Source organism: Acidobacteriota bacterium (genome assembly GCA_026707545.1).
GTDB lineage: Bacteria > Acidobacteriota > Thermoanaerobaculia > Multivoradales > Multivoraceae > Multivorans.
The window spans coordinates 3,042,610-3,060,629 of the sequence record JAPOWR010000001.1 but is presented as its reverse complement, the minus strand read 5'-3'; the positions used below and the strand labels follow the sequence as shown (position 1 = coordinate 3,060,629).

Here is an 18,020-nt window from a genome sequence, read left to right as displayed (position 1 = left end):
AGGAACTCGGCAGCGAGGTCGAGCGTCTGCAGGCCCGAGAGAGGGAGTTGCAGGCCGATGTCGAGGCTGTGAAAGCGACCCGCGCCTGGCGGTTGCACGAGCGCCTGCGGATACTCCGCGGTTCCGGTGACTGACGGCCGGTCTGCTCGGTAACGCATGAGAGGGAGGGGACAAGAGAGTTGACGCGTGTGGGCCTCGTGTGCAGCGAGGCGCTGGGAGAACGGGCGGCCGGAATCGGCATCCGCTATCTGGAGATGGCGCGCCGGCTTCCGGCTCTGGGCTTCGAGGTCGTCCTCGTATCTCCCTGGCGGTCGGCGCAGCCGCCCGAACGGGGGTGCGGGCGGTTCGAGGTGCGGAGATTCGATTCCGCGCCGCTTCCGGAACTGCTGGCGGGGTGCGATGCAGTGGTAACTCAGGGGCAGTTGGCGAACAACGTCCTTCACGAGCTGCCCGATCTGCCCACGGCGGTCGATCTCTACGATCCGTTCCTGGTCGAGAACCTGACGCACTTCGACACCTTGGGTCTCGATCCCTACCGGAACGACCACCGCACCTGGGTTCATCAACTGTCCCGCGGCGATTTCTTCCTCTGCTCGTCACCCGAGCAGCGGGCCTACTACCTGGGCTTTCTGACCGCCCTGGGCAGAGTGAATCCTCACCGTTACCGCGATGATCCAGAGTACTCGGGTCTCATCGTCGAAGCACCCTTCGGCGTGCCGGATCCGTTGCCCGACTACCAGCCCTTGTTACCGCCGCGCCGGCCGGACGAACGGCGGTTGTTGTTTGGTGGCCTGTACGACTGGTACGACCCTGAACCTCTGCTGGAGGCCTTCGCCTCGTTGTCCCACCCGACCGCGCGGCTGCTGTTCGTTCGGCAGCCCCCTGGAGCGGGAGCGCCACAGCGGCTGCTCGCGGAAGTAGAGGTGCGGAGTCGACGCCAGGAGTCCGACCGGATCGGCTTCCTCGAGTGGGTGCCGTTCGAGCGGCGCTACGATCTCCTGCGGGATGTGGACGCACTAGCCGCCTGCCATCGACCTGGACTGGAAACGGACCTGTCGCTGCGCACCCGGTTTGTCGACGCGCTTGCGGTCGGCTGTCCGGTGCTGACCACCGAGGGAGGCACCGTGCCCCGCCTGCTGAGGGAGTGGGACGCGGGCCTGGTCGTCCCCTGCGGCGACGTGGGCGGGCTGAGAGCTGGTCTGGCCGAACTGGTTGCAGGTGGCCCGGAGGTCGAGGCGCGAGCCCGACGCGGTCGGGAACACGCTCTGACGACCTTCTCCTGGGAGCGCAGTCTGGCGCCCCTGGTGACTTTCCTCGAGTCTCCCCGTGTCGATCCCACGAAGAAGGAGTTCGCGTTCAGGCCGGAGACAGTGGCCCCCGCGGACGACTTGGGCTTCCGGTTGCGCCGGTGGTTTCGAACCCGTCTGGCGGGAGCGTAGAAGGCGAGCGATGGTGAGTGGACTTGCCGGTCGTGCGAAGGAGATCGACAGTGTCGACGTGCTGGTGGTGAGCTGGAATGGCCGTCACCACCTGGAGACCCTGCTGCCGGTTCTCGAGACCCAACAGGTACCGGGTGCCAGCGTGAAAGTCAGACTGTTCGACAACGGATCCAGCGACGACACGGTCGCCTGGGTGCGCTCTGCGTACCCGCACGTGGACGTTTTGGCGAATTCGAGCAACATCGGCTTCAGTGCCGCGAACAATCGACTGGCGGAGAAGAGCAGCGCGAGCGCGCTGGTGCTGGTCAACAACGACACCAGACCGCAGTCGGACTGGCTGGCCGAACTGGTCGCGGCCCTGCGTCAGGCGCCGCCCGACGTGGCCGCCCTTTCGGGCTGCATCGTCGACTGGGAAGGCGGCCGGCTGGACTTCGGCCGGGGCGTGATGACCTTCGACGGTCACGCGTTTCAGCTCGACTACCACCGACGGATGACAGACGTCGAGCTGCCGGAAGAGGGCGGCGAGTTGCTGTTCCCCTGCGGTGGCAACATGATCGTCCGCCGCGAGGCCTACGTCGCTGCAGGCGGCTTCGACGAGACGTACTTCGCCTATCTGGAAGATGTCGACCTGGGCTGGCGGCTTTGGTCTGCCGGTCAGCGTGTTCTGTCAGCGCCGGGCGCGATCGTTCACCATCGTTCGATGGCAACCAGCGAGTTGCTCGGCAACGCCAATCGGGGACTACTCTTCGAGCGCAACTCGTATCTCACCGCCTTCAAGAACTACGATGCCGAGTTGTGGCCGAAGCTGATGCCGCTTGTGCAGATGACTCTGCTCACCCGCGTTCAGCACCTGCTCGCCTATCGAAACCCCCACGGTCACGAGCTGGCCGTCGATCCATACAGTGTTCCGGAAGAGGGGCCGGCTGCTGCCCCGCTGGGGACTGTCACCGCGGCCGGCAGCAGTGCGGGCGGGCAGCGGGCGATCCTCGGCTCCGGAGCGCGCGATGCCTGGGAACGGCTACGATCTGTCATCGCGCTCCGCACGAGACTGAGACGGTTCGCACGGCCGCAGCCTGAGCTGCCTGACGGCGTGCCTGCGATCGTCGACGAGCAGACTCTGGCTCAGGTGAGGGCTTTGTCTTCGATCGTCCGCGGACTGGACGCCGCAGTAGAACGCCGCCGGCGTATTCAGGCCAGACGCCGGCGGTCCGACGCAGAAATCTTCGAGCGATTCCCTCTCTACGTGGTGCCGACCTATCCGGGGGACGAACAGTTGTTCGGGAGTGTCGGCTTCAAGTCCCTGTGGCCCGAAGAAGTCACGCTGGTCCGCCGCAGCCTGGAAGAAGTCATGGAGGTAGAGCGGTGACCGGTGCGCCGGCCTTCAGTGTGGTCATCCCGACCTTCAACCGCCTGTCTGCGCTCAAGGAGGTCCTCGAGGCGTTGGACGGCCAGGAGGGACCCGCGTTCGAGATCCTCGTTGTGAATGACGGCAGTAGCGACGGTACGACCGCGTGGCTCGACCAACGAGTCGCGGACCGCCCCGACGCCTCGCCCGCGTTGCGCGTGATCCACCAGCAGAACCAGGGGCCGGCCGTCGCGCGGAATCGGGGGGTGACGGCGGCGCGGGGGCGTTGGGTGGCCTTTCTTGGTGACGACACCGTCCCCTCGCCGGGATGGTTGGCCGCGCACGACCGGGTCCAGAACGGGGATCTCGCGCGCTCCGTTCGCGCGTCGGGGGGTTGCGTCGGAGTGATCGGCCGCACCGACTGGCACTCCCGCATGCGCCGCACGCCCTTCCTCGACTACATCAATGAACAAGGACTTCAGTTCGGATTCGCGCTGATCGAGGACGAAGACAACGTGCCGTTCAACTTCTTCTACACGTCCAACCTGTCGGTCGACCGGGACGCGATGGCGGCCGAGCCCTTCGACCAGGCGTTTCCTTTCGCGGCCTGGGAGGATGTAGAGGCGGGCTACCGCTTGGCGGCGCGGGGGTTGCGGCTGCTCTACCGGCCCGCTGCGCACGTCGCGCACGACCATCCTACGGATCTGGCGCGGTTCGCGGAGCGCCAGTACCGCTCGGGATACTCGGCGGTCGTCTTCTACCGGCGCCACGAACAGCTCGAGCACTTCCTGGGGATGCAGAACGGAAGGCCCCCTTCGGCCGGTGGAGCCGGGGAGCGAACGCTCCTGTGGGCTCAGGAGCGGCTGGCGCGCGCGTTGCAAGGAATGCCGGTCAGATTGCCCCGGCTTTGGGAGAAGACGATGCGGCACCATTATCTGGAAGGGCTGAGGAACGGCTGGTCCGATGGCGTCGGCCTGGACCGCGGAGGCCGATCATGAGAGGACGGGAGCGCTTCGGACCGATCCGGCGCATGTCGGCGCCGGCCCTTGCCGCGTTGCTTGGCCTCGCGTTGGCCGGGGGCGCGGAGGCGGCCCCGGGGGCGACTGGCGGCGTGACCGCCGTCGCCCGCGCCGCAGCCGTGTCGACCCCGATCGCGGCCGTTGCCGGCGATCGGGGCGAGTCCCGGGAAGGTGCCCGCGACGGGCGGCGAACCCGGACGCGGGTCATCTATCGGCCCTACTACGGTTCGTTCGGCTGGTACGGCGGCTGGGGTTCCTACTGGCCCTACTACTCGCCTTACGCCTTCGGGCCGTACGGTCTCCATGGCTGGGGTCCGCGTGCGGTGGGCTACGCCGCGCCGAACGCGGGCGCCCTGGATATCAACACGAGACCCAAGAAGGCCTCGGTCTACCTCGATGGCGAACTGATCGGCCGCGTCGACTCGTTCGACGGCTTTCCTCGTTATCTCTGGCTGCGTGAGGGCAGCTACCGTCTGGCGATCTTCATGGAGGGACATGAGACCCTGGAACGGGAGATCCGCGTCCGCCCGGGGGTCGTGATCAAGATCGACCAGGATCTCGTGCCGGGTACCGCTGTTCGGCCGCAGCCGCCTGCGCCCGAGCCGGCCGCGCCCGAGGCGGTGGCGGAACGGCCCGCGGCCCCCGGCGAGTCCTGGAGGGTAGAGAACCGTGGCCAGCCGATCAGGCAGGACCAGAGGAGCGAACCGGCGCGTCTACTGGTCGAAGTGGAGCCCTCCGATGCCGTGGTGTATCTCGATGGGCGCCTGCTGGGGAGCGGCGCGCAACTCGCGAATCTCCATTCGCCACTGATCGTCGACCCGGGCGCCCACCGCCTGGAGGTGACGAGGCCCGGCTACGCGACGGCGGTGCGGGAGTTCGAGGCCGCCAAGGGCGAGGACGTGTCGCTGCGCATCGAACTCCGGCAGGAGTGACGGCGACCGGTTACCGGGTCGCTTGGGCACGCCATCCGCTTGGACATAGACAAGTTGCCATGCTACCATGACTTATTGTGGCCCAAGAGATCGTGAGCCCTGCGCAGGCGCCGGCCGGTGCGCCGGCATGGCCCGCGGCACGCACGGTTGAGCCGCTCCGCGTCCTGATTCCCTCACCGCTCGGTTACCTCGGTCTCGAGTTCATGGGCCGGCTGGTGACGCGCCTGGTCATCGACCCGGAGGATACGGAGAAAGCGCTGTTCCCCTCGCTGGGCGCGGTGAAGACGACCGACTTCATCGACGAGGCGCTAGGCCGGCTGTCGGAGTACTTTGCCGGCGCGCGGCGCAATCTGGATCTGCCCTACGATCTCGACCGGATCGGCTTGGACGCCCTTTCGCGCCGGATCTTCCAGGAGACGGCGCGGATTCCGTACGGTCTGACGCGCACCTACCGCAACGTGGCGACGTCATCGGGACGGACGGGGGCCTATCGGTTGATCCGGTCGAAGCTGATGGCCAACCCCTTGCCGATCCTCGTTCCCTGCCACCGTGTCGTGCCGCGCCGGAGCGGTCCGGGTTCCTACATCGGCGGCACGGAGCGCAAGGCTCAGCTACTCGCCCTGGAGCGGGCCAACAGGGCCGGCTAGGCCAGCTACGCCAGTCTGGCCTCCTCCCAGATCGCTTCCAGAGCCTGATCGAAACTGCGCCGGGGGTGCCAACCCAGGGCGCGGAGGCGGCTTCCGTCACCGCACAGGACGGGGACGTCGGCGGGCCGCAGGCGGTCCGGATCCTCAAGGACCTCGGCCGTCACTCCACTGATCTCGATCAGTCGACGGAGCGCCGCGGCCAGTTCGATCGCTTCGCCGCGGGCGATGTTGTAGGCGCTGCCCGGTTCGCCGCGTTCGACGAGAACCGCGTAGGCGTCGGCGCCGTCGTCGACGTGGATGAAGTCGCGGCGTGAAGTCAGGTTGCCGACCCGCAGCACGGGTTCCCTGCGCCCGGCCTCGATCTCCGCGAGTTGCGACGCGAAGGAAGGCAATGCGAACTGCACGCTCTGGCCGGGGCCAATCAGGTTGAAGGAGCGCGCCGCAATAGCGCCCCCGTCAAGTGTCAGCCGTTCGACGGAGGCCTTCGTCATCGCATAGGGGGACCGCGGGCGGAGGGGCCTGTCCTCCCCGACGGGGAGCTCGCTCTCGGGAACCTTCCCGTAGACCTCGGCGCTCGACGCGACGATCAGCCGGCACGTCCCGGGAACCGCTCGCGCCGCTGCCGCGACGAACTCGGTTCCCTCCACGTTGACCCGGTAGTAGTCGTCGATTCGCTGCCACGAGGCACCCACATCGGAAAGCCCGGCGAGATGCACCACAGCGTCCGGCGCATGGTCCCCAAGGACGTGTTCCACCGCTCCGCGGTCACAGATGTCGAGTTCCACCCGGTCGCACCTCGCCGGTGGTGGCGTCGAGATCCAGGGGTCGGCTGGGGCGATGCCGGGGCCATGACAGGCGATGACGGTGGCGCCGCGCTCGAGCAGCCGGGGCACGAGGCGCCGGCCGACGAAGCCTTCGGCGCCGGTGACGAGAACGCGGGTCACGACTCGGCCTTGCCTTGCCGGAGGCGCTCGAAGTAGTCCTCCAGACCGGGTCGCCAGGGCTCGACGCCGCGACTCGCCAGGGTTTCGAAACGCGAGGTGTCCAGGACGGAGTACGCCGGCCGCACGGCCGGCCGGCTCAGTTCGGAGGACGGGATCGGCGTGATGGGAACGCTCAGTCGCAGGGCGTCGGCAATGGCGAGTGCGAAACCGTGCCAGGACACAGCCGGCGCGTTGCAGTAGTGGACGATGCCGGAGGCGCCGACGCCGGCGAGATCGACCAGCGCCCGGGCCAGATAGGGAGCGTACGTGGGGCAGCCGACCTGATCGGACACCACGCGCGCCGGCGTGCCCTCGCCGATGCGCGAAGCGATCGCCGAGACGAAGTTCCTGCCCTCGGGTCCGAACAGCCAGCTCGTTCGGACGACGAGACCGCCGGCGTCGAGAACGCCTCGCTCGCCGTGGAGCTTCGAACGGCCGTACGCGGTCCGCGGCGAGGTGGGGTCCTCCTCGCGGTAGGGACGGTGGCCGAGGCCGTCGAACACGTAGTCGGTCGAGATGTGGATCATGCGGCAACTGGAGGGCAGAGCCGCCGCCAGCCGTTCGGGCGCGCTACCGTTGACCTCCATCGCCCGATCCAGGTCGCTTTCGCAGCGGTCGACATCCGTGTACGCCGCACAGTTGTAGATGGCGCGTGCTCGGAACTCTGCGGCGAGCGCGGCGGTCCCGTCGGTATCGCGTAGATCCGCTCGATTGCGGTCGGCGGCGAGCACTTCCGTGCCGCGCCGCCGGAGTTCGTCGACGACTTCGCGTCCTAGCTGGCCCGCTGCTCCCAGCACGACCGCCCTGGGAGCGTCGCCGGTGTCCCTGGTCACAACGTCTCGCTCTGGCCGCCGGTGATGTCGAAGAAGGAGCCGATGCTCTTGAGCGTCACCAGCAGCCGGTACTGGGTGTCCTGGCGGAGAAGCGTGCGGAAGTTCGCGACCTCCAGGCGGAGTCCGAAGCAGCAGCCCCGGTAGTCCACGACATGGCGCTGCATCTGGATGAGTTGCTGCTCGATGTCGTAGCTCACCATGGTGTTCAGGCTCAGCTTGCTCGGGATCAGTGCAAGGCCTGCCGAAACCTGCACGTGGTGGCGGCGCGTCGTGTCCAGTTCGGGGTTGCGTCGCACCGCCCAGCGAATGCCGAGCGAACTCGTGTCGCCGATACCAAGACTTGCCGAGATCCCGGTCCTGGAGAATTGCGAGTACAGGGTGTCGTAGAGCGCGTCGAAGCGGACTCCCGTGCGCCGGGACGGATTGAACCGCAGCAGGGCGCCGACCGGACCGTTCTGACTGGTGAGCGAACGGTCCCGAGAACGCAGCAGGGGTATCTCGGTGTCGAGCGACAGGTCCCGAAACAACTCGAACGAGAGGATCTCGAAGGCGCTGCCCTCGTCCGGATCGGCCGGCTTGACGAGCAGGCGGTTGAACAGGCTGAAACGGGCGACATTCCTGCCACGCTGTCTGTCGATCTCGTCGAACAGCGGGATGCGGGTGCGGTCGTCGAAGCTGTCGAAGTAGTCATAGACGATTCGCGGCTCGATGACGTGCTTCATCCGCGAGTAGCGCCCACCCTCCGCGAGATCGAAGATCCGGGAGAACCCCGGGCCGATGATCTCGGCGCTGGCTATCGGGACGATGCGCATCAGATCCTCGCCACGGAAGTCCGTGTCGGTCACCGTGGCTCGTCGTTCCTCGGACGTGATCAGGCTGTCGCCGTACCAGGTCAGGTGACCGCCGGCTGTTAGCGACAGCGAAAGCCAGGTCGTCACCGGTATCGGCACGCTGAGTTCCGGCACCAGGTTGGCGCGCGCGTAGCGACCCGCCCGTCGGGCCGAGCGGTTGGTGTCCAGGTAGTGCAGCGAACTCTTCATCTGCGCGTACAGGGGCGACTCGCCAAGCCGGGTGGAGCGCAGTTTGTACTCGATCTCGGGTAGCTGGCGCAGTTCGATGGTGCGCTCAGCCGAGATGAACGTCTTGCGTTGATCGAGCTGGACGTTGAGCGAGTGGTTGCCCCAGTTCCCGCTCATGAAGGCGGTCGAGTACAGCTGGCGCTTGCTATTGCGATCGACTCTCCGCTCGAAGTCGCGGAAGAAGTCGAAATCGGACACGTCTTCGACGCGGACCACGGCACGGAATCCTGCGGGCAGTTGCTCCGACTGGTGGTTCCAGCGAACTCGCCAACGCTTCTCGTCCAGCTCCGTGTCGTCGATCAGGTAGCCGTCGAAGATCCCCTCGGTCCCCTCGCTGGGCCGGTATCGGAACTCAGTTCCGAGGCCCCAGAAGGGCCTGCTGGAGAAGGCGTTCGTGCCGCCGGCCGGGGCGCCGGCGTAGAGGTCGACGTTGACGGTGGCGTCGTAGCTCCTGTTGATCGCCCAGAAGTACGCGATGCCGAGGGAGGGGCCGCGGCGGGTGGAGAACCCCGGCTTCGGCGTCAGGAAGCCGCTCACGCGGGAACTCTTCACCGGCAACATCATGTAGGGCAGGTAGATGAGCGGCGCCTTCCTGACCCGGAACGAGAGGCCGCGGGCCTTCGCGTAGCCAGTCGCGTTCACGTTGACTTGCTTCGTGCGGAAGCTCCAGTCTGGAGTCTCGCCGTCCTCGACCTCGCAGGCTGTGAACTGGGCATCGAGGATCGTGAAGCGGTCTTCACCGTGAGCGTGGATTGCGGAGCCGCTGAAGAAGAAGTCGGTGCCGATGCTCCCCTCGACATCGAAGACCGAGGCGGTTTCGGAGGTCAGATCCAGCTCGAGGCGTGATCCCTGGAGGACCTCGTTGCCGCGGCTCAGGGTGACGTTCCCTTCTGCCCGGAGCGTCTGGTTCTCCGGGTCGTAGAACGCCGTCTCGCCAGAGGCCTGGAGATCGCGCAGGCGGATTGAGAATCCCTCCGACATGACCTGCGGCCCTTCCAGGAAGCCCTCCATGTGGCCGGCCCAACCCTCGACCGTGGCGGTGCCGGACTCGTCCTCGATCTCGAAGATGAAGTCGTTCGCGTCGTCAGGCCTGGGCGGCCCGTCGGTAGCGTCGGTTTCCGCGTCTCCCGACGCGTCGGGCTCTTCGACGGCCGACTCCTGCGCGGCCGTTCCCGACGCGCCCAGCATCAGGGCCAGAGCCAGAGTGACGATCAGGCGCTGGATATCAGCGGTACGCATTCCGACGATGGCCTAGCTTGGAATCGGGATGACAGGCGGCAAGTCTCGCGGCGACACCGGCCCAGGGGGCGTCGGGCTTTCCCATCGTAACGCGCCTGAGGCGGTTGACAGTCCCTGTGGCCGGCTTCAGAGTGGCTGCGTTGTGCGGTTTCTCGGAATCGACATCGGCGCGAAGAGAGTCGGCGTCGCGGTAGGCGATTCCAGGGTCGGCGTTGCGGTGCCGCACACGACCCTCCGGCGCACCAGCGACCGGCAGCTGATCGCCGAACTCAAGGCACTGGCGTCCGAGTCGGATACGGACGTGCTCGTCGTAGGCGAGCCACGCCGGCTGGATGGTTCCGTCGGGTCAGCGGCCGAGAGGGCGCGTGTGTTCGCGGGCAAGTTGGGTGAGGCCTGTGACCTGCCCGTACGTACCGTCGACGAGTCGTTGACCTCGGTCGAAGCTGAGCGCCGGCTCCGCGCGGCCGGCGTCGATCCGCGGCGCTACCCTGAGCGTGTCGACGCGGTCGCCGCCCAGATTCTGCTCCAGGAAGCGCTCGACCAGGAGCGCGGATGAGCGAACGGCCGACAGTTCGCCGCCGGCGAGTGCTCTGGTGGACGGTCGCCGCAGCCGTCGCGCTCCTGGCTGCCGCGGCGATCGGTGCGGTCGGCCTGGTCGCATGGGCGGAACGGGAACTCGAGCGGCCGCGGGGTTCGGACGTCGTGGAGTTGGTGATCGAACGCGGCGCGCCCCTGACCTCGATCCTCGACCAGTTGTCCGCGGCGGGCGTCATCGGCGATCCACTACTGGCGCGTCTCTATCTCGACTACCGGCGCCCCGAGGACGTGTTGCAGGCCGGCGAGTACCGTTTCGAGCAGCCGATGAGCACGGTGGAAGCGCTTGAGCTCGTGATCCGGGGCGAGGTCGTGACCTACCCGGTGACGGTGGTCGAGGGTCTGACCCTGCGGGAAACGGCGGAGCGCCTGGCCTCGGAGGGCTTCGGAGAGCTGGACGCGTTCGTTGCGGCGATGTCCTCCCCGGCCCCGATCGCGGACCTCGACCCGAAGGCGGAGTCGCTGGAGGGCTACCTCTTCCCCGACACCTACGCGTTTCCGGCAGGTGTCGGGGAACAGGAGATCGTCGAGGCGATGGTGCGCAACTTCCGCCGGCGGGTGGAGGACCATCTGCCGCCGGCGTCCGGGCGTGGACTCGATGTCCGCTCGCTAGTGACCCTGGCCAGCATCGTGGAGAAGGAGGCCGGTGCTGTCGCCGAGCGGCCCCTCGTAGCGGCCGTCTTCCACAACCGCCTCGACCGCGGCATCGGCCTCTACGCGGACCCGACGATCATCTACGCGCTGAAGATGGCCGGCACCTGGGACGGCAACCTGCGCCGGCGGGACCTCGAACTCGACTCGCCCTACAACACCTACATCCACCCCGGCCTGCCGCCGGGTCCGATCTGCTCGCCCGGCGAGCACAGCCTGCGCGCCGCGGCGGAGCCCGCCGACGTGCCGTACCTCTACTTCGTCAGCCGCAACGACGGCACTCACGTCTTTGCCGAGACCCTGGCCGAGCACAACCGCAACGTGGCGCGGTGGCAGGTGCGGTACTGGCGGGAGCGGAGGGCCGCGGAGCGGTAGCGGCCCGGCATTCCCGGGAGCGCCGGACCCGGCACAATCCGTGCATTTACCCGGCTAAGCTCATGCCCGATGCACCTGCCGACCCTCAACGCCATCCTGAACGCCACTGCGGCGACGCTGCTGGTGACCGGCTACATCCTGATCCGGCAGGGTCGGCGCGAGCGCCACAAACAGGTCATGCTGACGGCGCTCGGGTGCTCGGCGGCTTTCCTTGTCTCGTACCTCTACTACCACTACCAGGTCGGCTCGGTTCACTTCGAGGGCGAGGGGACCGTACGGACCGTCTATCTCGGCATCCTCCTGACCCACACGGTGCTCGCCGCGGCAGTGCCGCCGCTGGCGTTGATCACGGTCTATCTGGGCCTTCGGGGCCGGTACGACCGGCATCGCAAGATCGCGCGCGTCACCCTGCCGATCTGGCTCTACGTGTCGGTGACCGGGGTCGTTGTGTACTGGATGCTGTATCGCATGTCGTGGTGAGGCCGCACAGACTTGGATCGCGGATCCGCCGGCTGCTTCTCGTTGCGGCCTGCCTCGTGCCGGGGTCGGTTGCCGCCCAGGAGGCCGGCTGGCGTCTTTCCGAGTGGAGCGACGGAGAACGGGAGTTCTTTCTGGATGGGCCCCAGTTCCTGCTGGCGCCGGCGGAGTTGCAGCGGGTGCAGGACCTGGCTCCGCCGTCGCGGCGTGAGTACATCGAGGCCTTCCTGAGTCGGGGCCAGATCGCCGAGGGCATCGAGCAGCGCCGTCGACGGGTCCGCCAGTCGGCTGTGCCCTTCTTCGATGTCCGGGCGCGGTTGCTGTTTCTGCACGGGCAACCGGACCACATCGAACCGGTCGACTGCGATCAGACCTTCCGGCCGCTCGAGATCTGGCGCTACGGGCCGGAGGAGGGGGAGCACGAGAACCTGGTCGTCTTCCAGCCGAAGCCGAACGAGGCGTTCCAACTCTGGTTGCCCGACTACACGAAGCGGGCACTGTACATGCCGGAGATGGAGTACTGGCTCGAGCAGTACGAAGAGCTCCGGGGTCTGCTCCGGGCCCGCCGCTTCGACCTGCAGGTGTGCGAGGAGGCACGGCGGGTCGACCGGGCCACCGGCATCTGGGGCCTGTTCGACTTCCGGCGCCAGCGGCCCTCGACTGCCGGCCTCATGAGGTGGCTGGAGCCCCCCGCGGATCTCGATGCCTGGGCGTCGGCGGCCGCGGCGGACGAGGTGCAGGCGGGGCCGGCGCTCGAGCTCGAGGATCCGATCGTCACCTTCCCGGTGCAGCAGGGTCAGCGCATTCTGACCCGGGTCCTGCTGTCCCTGCCGCCGGGCGCCGCCTACGAACCCTTCGTGGACGACACCGGCAGAGAGCAGGTTCGGATCAACGTGCAGGGCGTCGTCGAGCAGCCTGGAAGAGTCTTCGATGTCTTCAGGGTCCGCTTCCTTTCCGGCGCGCCGCCGGAGGATCGTTCCCTGGCTCTGCCCGTGGAACACCTTCTGCGTCCGGGTTCGGTCGTGCTGGTGAGGTTCCTGGTGCGGGACGAGATCAGTGGCGCGGCGGCCTACGGTGCGGTACCAATCGAGGTGCCCTGGACGCCGCAGACGGAGCCGGCGAGTCCGGAGGATCGCCGTCGACTCATCCTTGCCGCGGAGCAGTTGGTCAGGGATTTGCCGGAGACCGCACTCGATGCGGAAAGCGGGCTGGTCCTGGTGCCGCCGGAGAGTGAGGTCGTCCTCGGTCTCTGGCGGGCGGAAACCCTGGTGACCGGGGACGAGATCGTGGCCATGAGGTTCCTCGTTGACGGGGTGCTGCAGGTCACCCGCCGCCGTCCGCCGTTTACCGCCGAGGTGCGGCTCTCGAGGTACCCGACCGAGCAGGTGGTCCGGGTCGAGGGGCTCAACGAAGAACGTGAGGTCGTCGCCTCGGATGAGCTGATCCTGAACCAGCAGCGGGGCGAGTTGCGGGTTCAGATCAGCGAGCCGAGGCGGGGTGTCGGCGTGTCGGGAAAGGTGGAGGCCGCGGCAACGATCGTCGTGCCGGAAGAGCGCCTGGTGGAGGAAGTCGAGTTCCGGGTCGGCGAGGACGTCCAGTCGGTGCTGAAGAGACCGCCCTGGAGGGCTGAGATCGACGTGCCCGCAGCCGGCCCGCAGGAGCTCGTCTACCTGACCATCGCGGCCACGCTGGACGACGGCAGTCGCGCCGAGGATGTCCGCTTCCTCAATGCCCCCGAGTTCACGGACACGGTGGATGTCGATCTCGTCGAGCTGTACACGTCGGTCCTGGACGGGTCGAACCGGCCGGTGACCTCGCTTGCCGAGACGGACTTCACCGTGCTGGAGGACGGGCGCCGCCAGGAACTGGCGAAGTTCGAACTCGTCGTGGATCTGCCGCTCACCCTCGGCGTCGTGATCGACACCTCGGGTTCGATGGAGACGTCGCTCGGGGAAGCGCGCCGGACGGCCTCTCAATTCCTGGCCAACCTGATCACGCCGAAGGACCGTTCCTTCGCCGTCGCCTTCGCCTCGCGACCGGCGCTGCTGATCGGCCGGACCTCCGATGTCGGCGCGGTAGCCGCCTCGATCGAGAATCTGCGCGCCCGGGGCAACACGGCGCTGCACGACGCGCTGATCACCAGTCTCTACTACTTCCGCGGCGTTCGGGGCCGGCGTGCCCTGGTCCTGCTCTCGGACGGTGAGGACACGTCGAGCACGGTCGACTTCCCGGACGTCGAGGAGTACGCGCGGCGCTCGGCGGTCCCGATCTACACGATCGGGCTTGGCGTCGGCCGCACCCAGATGATCCTGCGCAACAAGCTGAACGACCTGGCCAAGGTCACCGGAGGGCGGTCGTTCTTCATCTCGAAGGCGGAAGACCTGGCGCCCGTGTACGACGAGATCGAACGGGAACTGCGGTCCCAGTACCTGCTGGCGTACACGTCGAACCGGGCCGGCGGCGGCGAGGAGTACCGCGAGGTCGAAGTGAAGGTCAAGGGCCGCTTCAAGGCGCGGACGATCAGCGGCTACTACCCGTGACGATCCGGCGGGCGGTGGCGTCGCTTGTGCTGGCGCTCGCGGCTACGCCGGCCACGGCCCAGGACGAAACCGAAGCCCGCGTCGTGTCCTTCGAACTGCTCAACCGGGTCTACGAGAGCCTGATCGACGATCTGACGCCGGTGCAGATCGGTCCGGCCGAGGTCCTGCTGCGCTCTCCGGAGCACGCCCTGACCGTGAGCCGCCACGAGGCGACGCTCCGTCCAGGCGCCGACGGCGTGCTGGAAACCGCGCTCGAACTCGAGTTGGCCGGTTCCGGGCGCATCGATGCGGACATCACGATCGGCAGTCTGGAGAGTCGGCTGAGCCAGGAACTGACCGTCCCCCGCCAGACGCTGCGCCTCGAGGGCGCGATCCGGGTGCGGCGGTCCACCGAGGGCTACTGGATCACGACCGTGCGGATGCCCGAGGCGGCCCAGGTGAGGATCGAGAGCGAACTCGGAACCCAGCTCTTCAGTGTTTGCCGGCAGATGGCCCTGGTGCTGGTCGCCCTCGACTGCGACGCGATCGAACGCGCCGTCACCCTGATCCGGGCGCCGTTGCCGGAAGCCGGCGGCGAGTACCTGATCGCGCTCGAAGATGTGACGCCGGAAGAGCGGGATGCGTTCGACCGTTTCCTGATCGAGCGCTCGGGGCCGTGACGGAACGTCGAGCCGCGATGAAACCTCGAGCCGGAAGGCGCCCCGGAAGCCGGCCGGCAGGGACGCGAATCCGGTAGGATCCGGCGGTTCGGCCGCTCCCGGCCGACGAGGAGTTGAAACCATGGCTACCCGTCGGATGATCTCGCGTCTCTACTACTTCACGATCGAGGATGAAGGCATCCTGGCCGAGTCCTTCGCCGGTCTGGACTCGGAGACCTTCGCGATCGCGTACAAGGTGGAGGACACGGACGACGTCTTCGTGATGACCAGTGAAACCCGGGACGCGCTCGACCGGGCGGACGTGCCGTACAACTTGCTCGCCGAGGAGGACGGTTCGCGAGTGGCCCTGTACCACTCGCCGTTGTCCCGGGAGGAGTTGTCCGACTTCGAGGAGCCGCTCAAGGCGCTGGCGCTGGCCTACCGGGCGATCGCGATGGCCTGCGTCGGCGTCAACGGCGAATCGGACCTCGGCTTCGACCTGAGCGAGGGGATGCGAAACTACACCTACTTCACCGCGCCGGCCGGCCATACCTTCATCTGGCGCCTGTTCAGCCGCCGCGACGAGGCACGGCAGTTCCTGGACAAGCTGACGATCGGCGACAAGAACGCTCTTGAGTGGGCCGACTCGATTCCCATGGAGTCGATGGTCGAACTGACCGGCTTCCACTGAGCCTTTGCTCGGTTCCGAACTCCCGGCCGGTACGTACACCGTCTCCCAGTTCGCATGGGAGATGAAAGGTCTTCTCGGGGACACCTATCCGTCGGTGTGGATCGCCGGCGAGGTCCAGAGACTGCGGACGGCTGCCCGGGGCCAGATCTACTTCGAACTGGTCGAGAAAGGGCGGGGAGACCGGGTCCAGGCCAAGCTGGACTGCGTCATCTGGGCAGATGATCGGCCGAAGGTCGAGGCCGTGCTGCGAGAGGCCGGCGTGGAACTCTCGGAGGGCGTCGTCCTGCGCTGTGCCGGCCGCCCCGACTTCTGGCCCGGCGGAGGCAGATTCCAGTTCGTCGTCAGCGGCGTCGACCCTCTCTTCTCGCTTGGCGCGCTCGAACGGCGGCGCCGTGAGACGCTCCGGGCGCTTCAGGCGGCCGGGTTGCTCGAACTGAACAAGGGTTTGCCGCTGGCGCCCGCGCCGCTCGACGTCGGTCTCGTGACGTCGGAGGGGAGCGCCGCCTACCACGACTTCCTCCACACCCTCGAGCAGTCCGGGTTCGGCTTTCGCGTGGTCCTGGTCCACGCGGCCGTCCAGGGCGCCGCGGCCGAGGCGGAGATCGGCCGCGCCTTCGAGTTGCTGAAGGCGTTCGCGCGTGACGGAGGTCGGCTCGATGCGATCGCCCTGATCCGCGGCGGCGGCTCGCGGGCCGACCTGGCGACGTTCGACAGCCGGCGGGTGGCGCGTGCCGTCGCCGAGGCCGCCGTGCCCGTGATCTGCGGTGTCGGCCACCAGATCGACGTGTCGATTTCCGATCTGGTCGCGCATACGACCTGCAAGACGCCCACGGAAGCGGCGGAGCTCCTCGTCGGCCGCGTCGGCGGTGCCGCGTACGGCGTCGAGGAGACGGCCCGCGCGCTGACACGGCAGGCGCGCGATGTCTTGCGCTCGGCCGAGAACCGGATTTCGCAGGTCACGTATCGATTCGCGTCGCCGAGCCGCGCGCTTCTTGTGACCCGAGCTGCTCACTGCCGTGCGCTGGAGCGCGATTTGGCCCGCTCGGCGAAACGGACGCTGGCCGACGCCGAGAGGCTGGAGCGGGAACGCCGGACGCGACTCCTGCGGGGCGCCTTCCTCCCTGTGCGGCGGGCGGCGCGGCAGATGGAGGCTCATAAGCGCCTCTGCGATCAACTCTCGCCGGAGCGGACCCTTGCGCGCGGTTTCAGCCTGACCCGGCGTGCGGACGGCAGACTGGTGCGAAGCGTCGACGACGTAGTGCCTGATGCCGAACTGCGGACCCGAGTCCGGGGCGGTGCGATCCGCAGTAGGGTGCTCGGAGTCGAGGAAGATGCGCGCCAGAGGGACTTGCTGAGCACGAAGGAGCGGACATGACCGGACAGGGTGGCGCCGGCGGGGCCGAACTGAGCTTCAGCCAGGCGATGGAGGAGCTCGAGGGCGTGCTCCGGCGCATCGACGGCGACGAGATCGACATCGATCAGCTCGGCAGGGAGTTGGGGCGCGCCGCCGAGCTGCTCGAGATCTGCCGCAAGAAGATCCGTCGCGCAGAGGTCGAGGTCCAGCAGATCGTGGAAACGATCGAGGAGGAATCGGCGGACTCGGGCGGCGCGGAGACCGATCCCGATGCGGCCTCCGGCGTGGAGCCGGCCGGCGGTCAGACCGACGACGAGATTCCCTTCTGATGTTCGAACGACAACAGACAGGCTCCGTCGTGTGTCCGGGCTGCGGCCGGTTGGTGGGCGTTCAGGATGAGCGCTGCTGGAACTGCGGCCGCGCCCGCCCGAGCCTCTTCGGTTTCTCCCGGCTGCTTCAGCGAATCGGCAACGAGGCGGCGTTCTCGACCGTCGTGATCGGCATCTGTGTCGTCATCTTCGTGATCGAGCTGGCGATGGCGCCCGGCGGGATCGGCACCCGGTCGCTGTTCGGCTTCCTCTCGCCCGACTTCGAGGTCGGCATCCGTCTGGGGGCGAGCGGCGCGCCGATCGTCTTCGAACTGGGCCGCTGGTGGACGATCCTGAGCGCCGGCTGGCTCCACGGCAGCCTGTTGCACATCGGGTTCAACATGTACTGGGTGTATCAGCTCGGTCCGGCGATGGCGCGGCTCTACGGCACCGGGCGGGCGGCGATCATCTATCTGGCCTCGTCCGCGCTGGGCTTCCTGGTCACGAGCTCCCTGCCGATCTTCACACCCTGGTTGCCGTTGACGCATCGCGGGGTGACCCTGGGCGCTTCGGCGGCGGTCTTCGGTTGGCTGGGGGCGCTGCTCTGCTATTCGCGGAGGACAGGCAGCCGCATGTTCATCAGGCAGGTGCTGGGCATGGCCATCCCCCTGGTCCTGTTCGGGCTGCTGATCCCGGGGATCGACAACTGGGCGCATCTGGGCGGTCTGGCGGGTGGCTACGGGATGGCGCGTCTCTACCGTCCGGACAAGCCGGAGACGCCCTCTGAGGTGCTGGCGGCGATCGTGCTACTCGCCGTCTCGGTTCTCGCCGTCCCCTTCTCGTTCCTCTCCTGGCGCTGAGGACTCCCAGTTCGAC

17 protein-coding genes are annotated in these 18,020 nt (G+C 67.7%); 14 read left to right on the top strand and 3 right to left on the bottom strand.

Translation table 11 applies throughout. From position 1 onward, the window contains the following. Window positions 1-188: 188 nt before the first annotated feature. The 5 genes from OXG83_12170 (at window position 189) to OXG83_12150 (ending at window position 5,382) form a co-directional block, all read left to right on the top strand. Window positions 189-1,439 carry a glycosyltransferase family 4 protein gene (locus OXG83_12170; GenBank protein ID MCY3965787.1) on the top strand — a complete coding sequence of 417 codons (1,251 nt, stop codon included), beginning with the start codon at window positions 189-191 and terminating at the stop codon, window positions 1,437-1,439. Between the two features lie 10 nt (window positions 1,440-1,449). Continuing rightward, a complete protein-coding gene (locus OXG83_12165; protein ID MCY3965786.1) occupies window positions 1,450-2,805 on the top strand; it encodes a glycosyltransferase family 2 protein in 1,356 nt (451 codons plus the stop codon). Next, window positions 2,802-3,782, top strand: a complete 981-nt coding sequence (locus OXG83_12160; protein ID MCY3965785.1) for a glycosyltransferase family A protein — start codon at window positions 2,802-2,804, stop codon at window positions 3,780-3,782. Before OXG83_12165 ends, OXG83_12160 begins: the two co-directional genes overlap by 4 nt. After that, the gene (locus tag OXG83_12155; protein MCY3965784.1) at window positions 3,779-4,735 is read left to right on the top strand and encodes a PEGA domain-containing protein; all 957 of its coding nucleotides are present in this window, start codon (window positions 3,779-3,781) and stop codon (window positions 4,733-4,735) included. The genes OXG83_12160 and OXG83_12155 overlap by 4 nt, the downstream gene beginning before the upstream one ends. A gap of 92 nt (window positions 4,736-4,827) precedes the next feature. Next, window positions 4,828-5,382 carry a methylated-DNA--[protein]-cysteine S-methyltransferase gene (locus OXG83_12150; protein ID MCY3965783.1) on the top strand — a complete coding sequence of 185 codons (555 nt, stop codon included), beginning with the start codon at window positions 4,828-4,830 and terminating at the stop codon, window positions 5,380-5,382. A 5-nt stretch (window positions 5,383-5,387) separates the two neighbouring features. On the opposite strand, the gene OXG83_12145 is transcribed toward OXG83_12150, so the two are convergent. Genes OXG83_12145 through lptD form a run of 3 tightly spaced genes read right to left on the bottom strand, consistent with a single transcriptional unit; the run spans window position 5,388 to window position 9,516 of the window. Then, window positions 5,388-6,326: a GDP-mannose 4,6-dehydratase gene (locus OXG83_12145; protein MCY3965782.1), complete on the bottom strand. Its 939-nt coding sequence runs from the start codon at window positions 6,324-6,326 to the stop codon at window positions 5,388-5,390. After that, on the bottom strand, window positions 6,323-7,198 hold the full coding sequence (gene rfbD, locus OXG83_12140) for a dTDP-4-dehydrorhamnose reductase (GenBank protein MCY3965781.1): 876 nt from the start codon (window positions 7,196-7,198) through the stop codon (window positions 6,323-6,325). The genes OXG83_12145 and rfbD overlap by 4 nt, the downstream gene beginning before the upstream one ends. Beyond that, complete coding sequence (gene lptD, locus OXG83_12135) at window positions 7,195-9,516, bottom strand: LPS assembly protein LptD (protein MCY3965780.1); 2,322 nt, start codon at window positions 9,514-9,516, stop codon at window positions 7,195-7,197. The genes rfbD and lptD overlap by 4 nt, the downstream gene beginning before the upstream one ends. Window positions 9,517-9,658: 142 nt before the next feature. Here lptD and ruvX point away from each other — a divergent pair, with 142 nt between their 5' ends. The 9 genes from ruvX to OXG83_12090 all read left to right on the top strand — a co-directional run bounded on the left by ruvX (window position 9,659) and on the right by OXG83_12090 (window position 18,004). Continuing rightward, a complete protein-coding gene (ruvX, locus tag OXG83_12130; protein ID MCY3965779.1) occupies window positions 9,659-10,072 on the top strand; it encodes a Holliday junction resolvase RuvX in 414 nt (137 codons plus the stop codon). Continuing rightward, a complete protein-coding gene (gene mltG, locus OXG83_12125) occupies window positions 10,069-11,136 on the top strand; it encodes an endolytic transglycosylase MltG (protein MCY3965778.1) in 1,068 nt (355 codons plus the stop codon). Before ruvX ends, mltG begins: the two co-directional genes overlap by 4 nt. A gap of 69 nt (window positions 11,137-11,205) precedes the next feature. Beyond that, on the top strand, window positions 11,206-11,616 hold the full coding sequence (locus OXG83_12120) for a DUF420 domain-containing protein (protein MCY3965777.1): 411 nt from the start codon (window positions 11,206-11,208) through the stop codon (window positions 11,614-11,616). Further along, window positions 11,613-14,153, top strand: coding sequence for a VWA domain-containing protein (locus OXG83_12115; GenBank protein ID MCY3965776.1), 2,541 nt, complete (start codon window positions 11,613-11,615; stop codon window positions 14,151-14,153). The genes OXG83_12120 and OXG83_12115 overlap by 4 nt, the downstream gene beginning before the upstream one ends. Next, window positions 14,150-14,812: a hypothetical protein gene (locus OXG83_12110; protein MCY3965775.1), complete on the top strand. Its 663-nt coding sequence runs from the start codon at window positions 14,150-14,152 to the stop codon at window positions 14,810-14,812. Before OXG83_12115 ends, OXG83_12110 begins: the two co-directional genes overlap by 4 nt. 121 nt (window positions 14,813-14,933) lie before the next feature. Beyond that, entirely contained in the window at window positions 14,934-15,482 is a 549-nt protein-coding gene (locus tag OXG83_12105) for a hypothetical protein (GenBank protein MCY3965774.1), read from the top strand. A gap of 4 nt (window positions 15,483-15,486) precedes the next feature. Beyond that, a complete protein-coding gene (gene xseA, locus OXG83_12100; protein MCY3965773.1) occupies window positions 15,487-16,857 on the top strand; it encodes an exodeoxyribonuclease VII large subunit in 1,371 nt (456 codons plus the stop codon). Then, on the top strand, window positions 16,854-17,165 hold the full coding sequence (xseB, locus tag OXG83_12095; protein ID MCY3965772.1) for an exodeoxyribonuclease VII small subunit: 312 nt from the start codon (window positions 16,854-16,856) through the stop codon (window positions 17,163-17,165). The genes xseA and xseB overlap by 4 nt, the downstream gene beginning before the upstream one ends. Next, complete coding sequence (locus tag OXG83_12090) at window positions 17,165-18,004, top strand: rhomboid family intramembrane serine protease (protein MCY3965771.1); 840 nt, start codon at window positions 17,165-17,167, stop codon at window positions 18,002-18,004. The genes xseB and OXG83_12090 overlap by 1 nt, the downstream gene beginning before the upstream one ends. Window positions 18,005-18,020: the final 16 nt, after the last annotated feature.

Coding starts and splice junctions, on each gene's coding strand:
- OXG83_12165 (MCY3965786.1), top strand. CDS start 1,450: ATGGTGAGTGGACTTGCCGGTCGTGCGAAGGAGATCGACAGTGTCGAC.
- OXG83_12120 (MCY3965777.1), top strand. CDS start 11,206: ATGCACCTGCCGACCCTCAACGCCATCCTGAACGCCACTGCGGCGACG.
- mltG (MCY3965778.1), top strand. CDS start 10,069: ATGAGCGAACGGCCGACAGTTCGCCGCCGGCGAGTGCTCTGGTGGACG.
- lptD (MCY3965780.1), bottom strand. CDS start 9,516: ATGCGTACCGCTGATATCCAGCGCCTGATCGTCACTCTGGCTCTGGCC.
- OXG83_12090 (MCY3965771.1), top strand. CDS start 17,165: ATGTTCGAACGACAACAGACAGGCTCCGTCGTGTGTCCGGGCTGCGGC.
- OXG83_12155 (MCY3965784.1), top strand. CDS start 3,779: ATGAGAGGACGGGAGCGCTTCGGACCGATCCGGCGCATGTCGGCGCCG.
- OXG83_12105 (MCY3965774.1), top strand. CDS start 14,934: ATGGCTACCCGTCGGATGATCTCGCGTCTCTACTACTTCACGATCGAG.
- xseB (MCY3965772.1), top strand. CDS start 16,854: ATGACCGGACAGGGTGGCGCCGGCGGGGCCGAACTGAGCTTCAGCCAG.